11 protein-coding genes and 1 pseudogene are annotated in these 10,886 nt (G+C 65.2%); 9 read left to right on the top strand and 3 right to left on the bottom strand.

The features are described 5' to 3' along the window. The 5 genes from RMN84_RS10930 to RMN84_RS10910 all read left to right on the top strand — a co-directional run. Positions 1–548, top strand: a 548-nt coding sequence (locus RMN84_RS10930) for a Phenylacetic acid catabolic protein (RefSeq protein WP_309612203.1), incomplete at its 5' end; no start/stop codon positions are given. Further along, positions 548–847: a 1,2-phenylacetyl-CoA epoxidase subunit PaaB gene (paaB, locus tag RMN84_RS10925; RefSeq protein WP_309612202.1), complete on the top strand. Its 300-nt coding sequence runs from the start codon at positions 548–550 to the stop codon at positions 845–847. The genes RMN84_RS10930 and paaB, both read left to right, overlap by 1 nt. Further along, on the top strand, positions 847–1,641 hold the full coding sequence (gene paaC, locus RMN84_RS10920) for a 1,2-phenylacetyl-CoA epoxidase subunit PaaC (RefSeq protein WP_309612201.1): 795 nt from the start codon (positions 847–849) through the stop codon (positions 1,639–1,641). Before paaB ends, paaC begins: the two co-directional genes overlap by 1 nt. Further along, positions 1,638–2,105: a 1,2-phenylacetyl-CoA epoxidase subunit PaaD gene (paaD, locus tag RMN84_RS10915; protein WP_309612200.1), complete on the top strand. Its 468-nt coding sequence runs from the start codon at positions 1,638–1,640 to the stop codon at positions 2,103–2,105. The genes paaC and paaD overlap by 4 nt, the downstream gene beginning before the upstream one ends. Continuing rightward, positions 2,096–3,175, top strand: coding sequence for a 2Fe-2S iron-sulfur cluster-binding protein (locus RMN84_RS10910; RefSeq protein WP_309612199.1), 1,080 nt, complete (start codon positions 2,096–2,098; stop codon positions 3,173–3,175). The genes paaD and RMN84_RS10910 overlap by 10 nt, the downstream gene beginning before the upstream one ends. Positions 3,176–3,238: 63 nt before the next feature. Here the strand turns inward: RMN84_RS10910 and RMN84_RS10905 are convergent, their stop codons facing one another. Together RMN84_RS10905 and RMN84_RS10900 are read right to left on the bottom strand one after the other, a co-directional pair. Further along, positions 3,239–5,902, bottom strand: a complete 2,664-nt coding sequence (locus tag RMN84_RS10905) for a TonB-dependent receptor domain-containing protein (protein ID WP_309612198.1) — start codon at positions 5,900–5,902, stop codon at positions 3,239–3,241. A gap of 195 nt (positions 5,903–6,097) precedes the next feature. Beyond that, positions 6,098–6,745, bottom strand: a complete 648-nt coding sequence (locus RMN84_RS10900) for a queuosine precursor transporter (RefSeq protein WP_309612197.1) — start codon at positions 6,743–6,745, stop codon at positions 6,098–6,100. An 80-nt stretch (positions 6,746–6,825) separates the two neighbouring features. On the opposite strand from RMN84_RS10900, the gene RMN84_RS10895 reads away from it, so the two are divergent. The 4 genes from RMN84_RS10895 to RMN84_RS10880 are packed head-to-tail and all read left to right on the top strand — an operon-like array spanning position 6,826 to position 10,626. Then, positions 6,826–7,815, top strand: a complete 990-nt coding sequence (locus tag RMN84_RS10895) for an adenosine kinase (protein ID WP_309612196.1) — start codon at positions 6,826–6,828, stop codon at positions 7,813–7,815. Continuing rightward, the gene (locus RMN84_RS10890; RefSeq protein ID WP_309612195.1) at positions 7,812–8,387 is read left to right on the top strand and encodes a TIGR00730 family Rossman fold protein; all 576 of its coding nucleotides are present in this window, start codon (positions 7,812–7,814) and stop codon (positions 8,385–8,387) included. Before RMN84_RS10895 ends, RMN84_RS10890 begins: the two co-directional genes overlap by 4 nt. Positions 8,388–8,405: 18 nt before the next feature. After that, entirely contained in the window at positions 8,406–9,680 is a 1,275-nt protein-coding gene (locus tag RMN84_RS10885) for a nucleoside transporter C-terminal domain-containing protein (RefSeq protein WP_309612194.1), read from the top strand. Positions 9,681–9,690: 10 nt separating this feature from the next. Then, positions 9,691–10,626 (top strand): 2-oxoglutarate and iron-dependent oxygenase domain-containing protein, encoded by a 936-nt coding sequence (locus RMN84_RS10880; RefSeq protein ID WP_309612193.1) that lies wholly within the window; start codon positions 9,691–9,693, stop codon positions 10,624–10,626. On the opposite strand, the pseudogene RMN84_RS10875 reads toward RMN84_RS10880, so the two are convergent. Beyond that, positions 10,623–10,886: pseudogene (locus RMN84_RS10875) on the bottom strand (cytidine deaminase); the annotation flags it as partial. The gene RMN84_RS10880 and the pseudogene RMN84_RS10875 sit on opposite strands and share 4 nt — an antisense overlap.

Raw genomic sequence — 10,886 nt, 5'->3', positions numbered from 1 at the left:
CCGCGATCATGAACCAGGTCCCGCTGCAGCGCACCAGCTACGGCCCTTACGCCCGCGCCATGGTGCGCGTGTGCAAGGAGGAAAGCTTCCACCAACGCCAGGGCTATGAGATCATGATCGCCATGGCCAATGGCACCGCCGATCAAAAGCGGATGGCGCAGGATGCGCTCAACCGCTGGTGGTGGCCGAGCCTGATGATGTTTGGCCCGCCGGATGCCGATTCCCCCAATACGGCGCAGTCGATGCGGTGGCGGATCAAGCGCGATACCAACGACGATTTGCGCCAGAAGTTCGTCGACATCAGCGTGCCACAGGCCGAGTTTTTGGGACTAAGAGTGCCAGACCCCGATCTCGTTTGGGACGAGTCCAGGCAGGGTTATGCCTATGGCATGGTAGATTGGGACGAGTTTTATGCGGTCGTGCGCGGCGAGGGGCCCGTCGCCAAAGAGCGGATGAAGGCTCGCCGCGCCGCCTGGGACGACGGCGTCTGGGTGCGTGAAGCGGCATCGGCGCACGAGGCCAAGCGGCAGGCAAAAAAGGCCGCCTGATGAGCGAAGCGAGGGCAAGCCGCGACTGGCCGCTATGGGAAGTGTTCATCCGCGCCCGCGGGGGCCTGAGCCACCGCCACGTCGGTTCGGTCCACGCCTCCGACAGCGAAATGGCGATCCGCCACGCCCGCGACACCTATACGCGGCGCAGCGAGGGGGTCAGCATCTGGGCAGTCCGTTCGTCGGAAATCGTCGCGTCGGATCCGGCGCAAGCGAGCGAAATGTTCGAACCCGCCGACGACAAAATCTATCGCCACCCGACCTTCTACGACATCCCCGACGTGGTCACGCACATCTGATGGCTACGCTCCCGACGATTGCGAATGAGATTGAGCGCAAGGCCGCCGATCCGCTCTTCGACTATGCCACGCGGCTGGGCGACGATGCGCTGATCCTCGGTCAGCGGCTCGGCGAATGGTGCGGCCATGCGCCGGCGCTGGAGGTTGATCTCAGCCTCGCCAACATGGCGCTCGACATGATCGGGCAGGCGACGCTGTTCCTCGGCCTGGCCGGGGCGATCGAAGGACAGGGGAGGGACGCCGACAAGCTCGCCTTCCACCGCGACGTGCTCGATTTCATCAATTGCCTGATGGTCGAGCAGCCCAATGGCGACTTTGCCCAGACGATTGCGCGGCAATGGCTTTTTTCCACCTATCAGGTGGCCTTTTACGATGCGCTCTCCCGCTCGGCCGATCCGCGTTTCGCCGAGATCGCGGCCAAAGCCGTCAAGGAAGTCCGCTATCATGTCGAACTGTCGGCCGACTGGGTCATCCGCCTCGGCGACGGCACCGAAGAGAGCCGCCAGCGGATGATCGACGGGCTCGACTGGCACTGGCGCTTTGTCGACGAACTGTTCGTCATCGACCAAGTGGACGAGGCGATGATCGCGAGCGGGGTCGGTGTCGACAAGGCCGCACTCCGCCCGGCGTTCGATGCCGCCATCGCTGGGGTGCTCACTGAGGCCGGGCTCCCGCAGCCGGTCATGCCGCGCGCCGTCACCGGCGGCCGCAACGGCCACCACAGCGAGCATCTCGGCCCGCTCCTCGCGCTGATGCAGCATCTCCCGCGCAGCTATCCCGACGCGACATGGTGACGCTCGCGACCCGCCCGATGCTCGACGAAGCCGCGATCATGGCCGCGATTGCCGATGTCCCCGATCCAGAGATCCCGGCGGTCCCGCTGGTTGAACTGGGCATCGTGCGCGGTGTCCGCCACGATCCTCCGGCGCTGCTAATCCCGCCTACATACCCCGTGGGCCGGGCGACGTTGGTTATCGCGCTGATGCTGCGCGAAGCGCTCGACCGCTCCGGCTTCGCCGACCTGCCGATCGTCAGTCAGCTGTCGCCGCCGTGGACCACGGACTGGATTACGGCGAGGGGCCGCGCGCTGCTCGAAGCCTATGGCATCGCCCCGCCGTCGCTCGCGACCACTCCTACCTGTCCGCGTTGCGGATCGACCGACACGGTCGAGGTCAGCCGCTTCGGCTCGACTCCGTGCAAGGCGCAGTGGCGCTGCACCGCCTGCCTCGAGCCGTTCGACCGCTTCAAATGTCACTGACCACCGAGCATTTCCACGCGCTGACGATCGTCGACGTCCGCCCCGAGACCGCCGACGCGATCACCGTCACGCTTGCTTCGGACGATGTGGATGCGTTCCGCTTCAAGCCCGGCCAGCATCTGACCTTTCGCGCCGAGATCGCTGGCGAGGACATCCGCCGCAATTACTCGCTGTGTACGCCAGCGCCCGCCGGCCCGCTGCGCGTGTCGATCAAGCAGCTCGACGGGGGCGTTTTCTCGACCTGGGCGCGGCAGCATCTCGCCCCCGGTGGCACGATCGAAACCCTCGCCCCGCATGGCGCCTTCACCTGGGAGTTCACGCCAAGCGCCACGCGCAATTACCTGTTCTTCGCCGGCGGATCGGGCATCACCCCGATCCTGTCGCTGCTCGCCACCGGCCTCGCGACCGAACCCGACAGCCAGTTCGTCCTGCTCTACGGCAATCGCACCTCAAGCTCGATCATGTTTCTCGAGGAGCTGGCGGCGCTCAAGGACCGCTATCTCGCCCGGCTCCAGCTCTATCATTTCCTGACCGCCGAGGCCGACGACATCGAATTGTTCAACGGCCGCCTCGACGAGGCGCGGATCGCGCATCTGCTCGACACGCTGGTCGACCCGGCACAGGTCGATGCCGCCTTCATCTGCGGCCCCGGCGCGATGATGGATACCGCCGAGCGCGCGCTGATCAACGCCGGGGTCAATCCCGATCACGTGCTGGTCGAGCGGTTCAGCGTCGGCGCACTGTCGGGTGCGGAAGTGGCCGAGTTCGGCGATGCCCGGCGCAAGGCCGAGGGCTTGCAGGTCGAGGTCACGCTGGAGGGCCGCCGCCGCCGCATCCCGTTCGATGCCGCCGCCGGCAATATCCTCGACAGCGCGCGGCTCGCCGGTCTCTCCGCGCCCTATGCCTGCAAGGCCGGGGTGTGCGCGACGTGCCGGGCGAAGCTGACCGGCGGCCAAGTGCGGATGCTGGTCAACTATGGCCTGAGCAAGGACGAAGTCGCGGCTGGCTATATCCTGACCTGCCAAGCGGTGCCGCAGGGCGACGGCGTGACGGTCGACTACGACGGTTGAGCAAGAGAAAGCGGCGCCACCTCCCGTGGAAAGCGGCGCCAATACTCACAGTCGCGGACCGGTTTAGAAACCGACGTTCAGCGTCCCGATGAAGGTCCGTGGCGATCCGATCGAGAAGTTCGGGTTACCCGCCGCGTTGATCTGCGTGCTGATATTGCCGAAATAGAAGCGGTTGGTGATGTTGATGACATTAAATTGGAAATAGGTCTTTTCCAAGCCAAGCGGCTTGGCCGACACACGAGCGTCGAAATCGACCGTGGCATAGCCCTTCGACACGACGTCGTTGGTGTCGGTGGCGAAGCGCTTGCCGACATATTTACCCTGCAAGCCCATCGATACCGGCCCGAACTCGAGTCCGATGCGGCCGCCATATTGCAGCTTCGGCGTTTCGGTGACGCGCTTGCCCGCCGTCGGAGCGCAGGTCGTGACCACTTGGCCGATCGCGGTGGGCGCACCGGCGCAATAGATGGTGCCGACCGGCAGCGCCGGCTGCACTGCGACACCCTTTACCGAGCCGATCTCGACATTCTGCTGCAATTTCGCGTCGATGTAGCTGGCGATCGCGAGCAGCGAGAGTTGCTTTATCGGCTTGAACGCGATGCTCGCGTCGACACCCTTGCTCTTGACCCGGCCGACGTTGCGGTCGAGTGAGATGCCGAGATCCGGGTCATATGACGACACGATCCGGTTCTTGTAGCCGATATCCCACAGCGTGACCTGAGCCTGCACCTGGCGCGAGGTGTAGCGCAGACCGACGTCGAACGCGTTGGTTTCTTCCGGTGTCACCTGGACCACCGGGCGGCGGTAGAGATTGTCGGTCCGCGGGGCGGAGAAGCCCTTGGCATAACTGGCGAACATGCTCACTTCGGGCGTAAACTTGAACGTCGCGCCGACGTTGGGAAGCAGCTTACCGAACTTATACTTCGCCTTGAACGGGGCATAGACCGCGTTCGTCGGGACCTGCGCCCCCAATGCCGGCACGAAGTTGGCGGGAACGACATAGTTGCCGTTGGCCGGCAAGGCTATCGGCGTCGCTCCGAGAACCTGGCTGGTGCAATAGGCGAAGCCTGATCCACTGGCGAACGTGTAGCAATGCTGGTCAAGGTTGCGCTGGAAGAAGGGTCGGCGCACGCCCGCCTCGACCCGCAGCTTGCGCTCCATGAACCAGCCGACATATTGCCCGGCTACCTGGTTCAGCAGAGCGATCGAAGTGCGGTCTCGCTGCTGCAGGATATTGCCCGCTGCATCGAGCACCGGGCCTTCGCCACGGCCGCCGAAATTGTTGAACGGACGACCGTCAGCCAGCAGATAGCCATATTCGCCGGTCTGCCGATGCTTCGCGCGATCATAGGTATAGGCGACGCGCACGCGGTGATTATGGCCGATGTCCCAGATCAGCGAGCTGGTCAGGCCGAAGCGGTGGGTGTTGGTATTGTTCGGCGTCAGCAGGCGGATGCGGTCGAGCGTGTCACCGTCGCGGTTGAGATCGACACCGGCCGAGGTCGTTGCAGAGCCTTTGAGCTGAGCATCAAACTCGTTGAACGCGGTCGATCCGCCGCCGTTGGCGAGGACATATTGATAGCTGGGGTCGACCGTCAGGACCAGGCCCTGGGCCAGCGTGAAGCGCGACGAGCCACGGATGTTGCCGGTGTTCGAAGGGTTGATCCGAACACCGTAGAAATTTGAGCAGCTGCTGCTGTTGGCCGGGTTATTGGCGGTCGAGCCATTAATGGCGGCGTCTGCCGGGAGGGTCCCATTCGGTCCGGTGCCCCCATTGTCGTTTTGGACACCCCGGCCACCGACAGTGCGGTTACACTTCGCAAGATTCTCGAACGCGAACAGCGCGTTCTGCTGAGTATCGTTATAATCTCCGACGAAAATCGGCGCGTCGGGGCTGGCGGTGGCGGGAACCACAGTCGACCCGAAAGTACCGCGCAGGTCGGTGATCGACGGATTGCGGTAAAAATTGTTGCGGTTCTCGTTATAATGGCCGGCAAGCGCAATGAAGTCGCCGGCAGTCCCCAGTGGCTGGTAAATCTTGCCGTTGAACTGCGATTTCTCGATCTTGCCCGGGCCCTTGAACTTGTCATTCTTGGCATAGCTGCCCGACACCCAGGCGCGGGTCCCGAACGAGGTCAGCGTGCCGGTCTGCAGCAAGCCGAAAATACGGTGGTAGCCAAAGTCGCCGATCGAGCCCGATACGCGTACGCCCGGCGTCTTGCTGGGGATCAACGAGCGGTAGTTGACGGTGCCGCCGGCGGCCGAGGCGGTCGGCGAATCGACGTCAGTGACGCCCAGGTTGACGTTGACCTCTTCGATCACTTCCGGGTCGAGCTGCTGGCCGGCGAAGATCGCATAATTACCGCTGTCGTTGAGCGGAATGCCGTCGAAGGTCAGGCTGATGCGGTTGCCGTCGAAACCGCGGATGCGGATGTTGCCGCCCGATCCGCCATAGGGATCATTGTTGGTGAAATTGACGCTGGGCACGAGGTTGATCGTGTTGAGGATCGTCTGACCGGGGTTCTGGCGGGCGATCAGTTCCTGCGTGATGACCGCCTTGGCCTTGGTCGAATCGGGCACGACGACGCCGCTGACGCCGTTATTGGCGCGGGTGCCGGTGACGACGATGACGTCCTTTTCAAAGTCGACCGACCCGGTCGACTGGGCGAGGGCGGCGGTTGGCGCGACGATGGTCGCGGCCGTGCAGAGCAGAAGAAGTTTGTTCACGATTGTCCCCAATGCCTTGGAATCTATTACTCAGGCTCGGGGGCTGCTAGCGGCGGAATGAGACAAGGCGATGACGACTCGAAAGCCATCTGGCCTCGTCCTTCATCCTGGTGAAAAACCACGCTTTCCGGTCACTTGTCCCCGCGACTCGTGGGGGCGCTAAAGCAAATGGGCCGATCCGGAACAAGCCGCTGGCTAGTTGCGACTGTGATCTAGTCGCCGACCGATGCGCACGAGCAACACTATCGCCAGCGGGACGACCACCGCCGACAGCACGACCTTCGCCAGCATCTGTCCGAGCAGCAATTCGCCGATCGGGAACACGCCGTAAAAGGCGATGGTGATGAAGATCAGCGTGTCGACGATCTGGCTCGCCATGCTCGCCACCGCCGAGCGGATGAACAACAGCGACCCGCCGCCCCGCTTCAACCGACTGAAGATCGCGACGTTGAGCAGGGTCGAGCAGCCATAGGCGGTGATCCCGCCGAGCCAGATGCGCGGGGTCGAACCCATGATGGTGTCGAACGCTGCCAGGCTAGCGGGCTGCATCGACCCAGAGGCCGGCAGCACGAGCACGAGCAATGCCAGCAACACCGACGCGACCAGCGGGACGAACCCCCACAGCACCAGCTGGTTGGCGACCGCGCGCCCGTGCAATTCGGCCACCGCGCTCGACGTCGCGACCAGCATCAGGAAGGCGAAAATGCCGCCTTCGACCGCCAGCGGCCCCAGCGCGACCTGCTTGTTGCCGAGCACACCGGCGATGCACACCATTCCGCCATAGAAGATAGCGAGCGCGAGGAGGGACGGGGTGATCGCGCGGGGCGATGCTGTTTCGGTCATCGTGGGAGGCCTAGCGCCTACAGCGGCGACGGCAAGCCCGCATTGACCGCTTCCTTTTCAAGCGGGTAGGGGCGTCAGCCGTGACCTCCCCCGGCCTCGACATCCTCGCCATCGGCGACGCCATCGTCGATGTCATCGCGACCTGCGACGAGGCATTCCTGGCCGAGCACGACCTGCCCAAGGGGTCGATGCAGCTGCTCTCGCCGCGCCAAGCCGATGCGCTCTACGCGGCGATGGGCAGCGCGCGCGAAACGTCGGGCGGGTCGGCCGCCAACACCATGGCCGGGGTCGCGGCGATGGGCGGGCAGGCGGCGTTCATCGGCCAGATCGCCGACGACCAGCTCGGCAAGATCTTCGCCCACGACATGCATGCGCTCGGCGTGGCGTTCGACACGCCGCCGCTGGCGAGTGGGACCCTTCCGACCGGCCGCTGCCTTATCCTGGTCACTCCCGACGCGCAGCGGACGATGAACACCTGCCCCGGCGCCAGCCACGAATTGCGCGCCGATGCGCTCGACGAGGCGCAGATCCGCGCCGCCAGCATTCTCTACCTCGAAGGCTATCTGTGGGGACCCGCAGGCCCGCGCGGGGCGATGGAGCGGGCCGTCGCGATCGCCCATGACGCCGGTCGGCAAGTCGCCTTCACTGTGTCCGAAAGCGTGTGCATCGCCGGCCGCAAGGAGGGCTTTGCGCGCATGATCGAAGCGGGCGGGGTCGACCTGCTGTTCGCCAACGAGGATGAGTTGTTCCAGATGACCGCGAGCAGCGACCTGGACGGCGCGCTGGCGGAAATGGCGGCCAAGGTGCCGACGCTGGTGATCACGCGCGGGCCGGCGGGGGCGATCGCGGTCGAACGGGGCCAGCGTATCGACATCCCCGCCGCGCCGATCCCGACGCTGGTTGACACTACCGGCGCCGGCGACTTGTTCGCGGCCGGATTCCTGACCGCGCGGTGCAGGGGTGTCGGGCTGGCGCGGCAGCTGCGGACCGGGGCGATCGCGGCGGCCGAGATCATCTCGCACTTCGGCGCGCGGCCCGAAGCGGACCTTAAAGCGATGGTCGCGCTGTGAACCTCAAGCGCCTCGCGGTTTACTGCGGCTCTGCGCCAGGCAGCGACGAGCGATTCGCCGACGCCGCGCGCGCTACGGGCAACGCGCTGGGGGCGCACGGCATCGACCTCGTCTATGGCGGCGGCCGGCTCGGGTTGATGGGGATCGTCGCCGATACGGTCATCGCTGCGGGCGGGAAGAGCTATGGCGTGATTCCGGAAGCGCTGGTCGGCCTCGAAGTCGCACACACCGGCCTGACCGAGCTGCACAAGGTCGCCGGGATGCACGAGCGCAAGGCCAAGATGACCGAGCTGGCCGACGGTTTCCTGTGCCTGCCAGGCGGGATCGGGACGCTCGACGAACTGTTCGAAGCCTGGTCGTGGAACGCGCTCGGCTATCACGCCAAGCCGTTCTGCCTGGTCAATGTCGACGGCTTTTGGGACGGGTTGACGGGCTTTCTCGATCATGTCTCGTCTTCGGGCTTCCTCTCACCGGCGCGGCGGGGTCAGTTACTCGTCGCCGACACGCCGGACGAAGCAATTAAATTGCTCGACGCCGCCGCGCGCCATGCGTCACAAGCAATGGTCTGGTAGGGCCGGGGAAGCGTGTTCATGAATCAATCGCTGCTGGGCATCGTCGGCATCGTCGTCATCCTCGTCATTGCCTGGGCCGCATCGACCGACCGCCGCGCGATCCGCCTGCGGGTCGTCGGCGCCGCGTTCGCGTTGCAGGCCGCGATCGCCGCGATCGTGCTGCATACGCCATGGGGCGTCGCGGCGATCGAGGGGATGTCGTCGGGGGTGGCCGACCTGCTCGGCTATGCCGGCAAGGGCACCGAATTCCTGTTCGGGCCGACCGCCAGGAACCCACTCGCCAACACCTTCGCCATCGCCGCGCTGCCGGTGATCATCTTCTTCGCGGCGCTGGTGTCGATCCTCTATTATCTCGGCATCATGCAGCGGATCGTGCGCTGGGTTGGCGGGGCGATCGGCTGGGTCACCGGGATCAGCCGAGTCGAAAGCCTCAGCGCTGCTGCCAACATCTTCGTCGGCCAGAGCGAATCGCCGCTGGTCATTCGCCCCTATCTCGCCGCACTGACCCCGCCACAGCTGTTCACCGTAATGACGGTCGGCATGGCGGGCGTCGCGGGGACCATCCTCGCCGCATACGCCAGCCTGCTCGGCGACAAATATCTTCCTTATCTCCTCGCCGCAGCCTTCATGTCGGCACCGGGCGGAATCCTGATGGCCAAGATCATCATGCCCGACGGATTGCCCAAGGACGGCGAGCTCCCGCTCGAGGGCGGCGATGCGCCCGATCGTGTCGAGATCGCGGAAACATTCGAAGAAGGCGAGCGCCCGGCCAACATCATCATGGCCGCCGCCGCCGGGGCGCAGACCGGCGTCCGCCTCGCCGTCGCGGTCGGGGCGATGGTGCTGGCGTTCGTCGCGCTGGTTGCGCTCGCCAATGGTTTGCTCGGCGGGATCGGCCACTGGTTCGGTCAGGACGGGTGGAGTTTCCAGGGCATCGTCGGCTGGATCTTCAAGCCGGTGATGTTCCTGATCGGCGTGCCGTGGACCGAAGCCGGGACCGCCGGCGGGCTGTTCGGCACCAAGATCGTGCTCAACGAGTTCGTCGCCTTCATCGACCTTGGCAATCCGCAGGGCGCGGCGGCGCTGCTCAGCGACCGCAGCCGCGCGATCGTCACCTTCGCGCTGTGCGGTTTCGCCAATTTCAGCTCGATTGCGATCCAGATGGCGGTCACGGGCGGGCTTGCGCCCAACCAGCGACCGGTGATCGCCCGCCTCGGCCTGCGCGCGCTTCTGGCAGGGAGCCTCGCGAACCTGATGAGCGCGGCGCTGGCGGGCCTGCTGATCACGAGCTAAGACACCGGACATGCAAGACAATATCGCATCCCTGAGCCTGACTGCCGCCGACCGCGACCCGGCGAGCTTCGCTAAGAGCGTCGGCCATAGCTTCGAGGATTACGGTTTCGCCATCGTCCGTGACCACGGCATATCGCAGTCGCTGATCGAACGCGCCGAGGAGCAAGCGAAGGCTTTTTTCGCGCTGCCCGAACAGATCAAGGGCGCATACCTCGTCCCCGGTTGCGGCGGATCGCGCGGCTACACCGCATTCGGGGTCGAGACCGCCAAGGGCGCGCAGGCGCACGACCTCAAGGAGTTCTGGCACGTCGGACGGGAGCTGGCGGCGGGCCATCGGTTCCGCGCAATGATGGCGGACAATATCTGGCCGAGCGAACTGCCCGGCTTTCGCGAAACTTTCCTCACGCTGTTCGACGCGTTCGATGCGGTCGGGGTAAAGGTGTTGCGCGCCATCGCCCGCTATCTCGCCATCGACGAGGATTATTTCACCGATACCGTCCGCGACGGCAATTCGGTGCTGCGGCTACTGCATTACCCGCCGCAGTCTGCGCCGACGGGCCAGCATATCCGCGCCGGCGCTCATGAGGATATCAACACGATCACGCTGCTGCTCGGGGCGGAAGAGGCGGGACTGGAACTGAAAACGAAGGATGGCCGCTGGATCCCGGTCAGCCCGAAGCAGGGCGAGCTGGTGATCAACATCGGCGACATGCTGCAGCGCCTGACCAACGGCCGCCTTCGCTCGACTTCGCACCGCGTCGTCAATCCAGCCCCCGACCGGGCGAGCCACGCGCGCTTCTCGATGCCCTTCTTCCTCCACTTCCGCCCCGATTTTCTGATCGAGGCGTTACCCGGGACGGTGCCGGCGGGCGAGGAGGCCAAGTGGCCCCCGATTACCGCCCACGATTATCTCGCCGAGCGGCTGCGCGAGATCAAACTGGCTTAGGCCGAAACGTGCAGACTCGCTGGACCAAAGCCGTGCGGAATTAGCGCACTGATGGCGTGCCCTTCGACAGCATTGCCGTCCCCGCTCGCGCACAGGATTTCGATATCGCGCCCGGACAGCTGGGCGGCTTCGAGGATCGACTGGCGGCAGCCGCCGCAGGGGGTGACCGTTGTCCTTCCCGCAAGTTCGGGGCCGCTACCGTCGCCGCCCGTAACGGCGATGCGGGCGATGCTGACGAGGCCGAACGCCGCCTGGGCTGC

The organism is Sphingomonas sp. (genome assembly GCF_031380695.1).
GTDB lineage: Bacteria > Pseudomonadota > Alphaproteobacteria > Sphingomonadales > Sphingomonadaceae > Sphingomicrobium.
The sequence above is the reverse complement of the archived record's forward strand: the minus strand, read 5'-3'. Positions and strand labels throughout refer to the sequence as shown.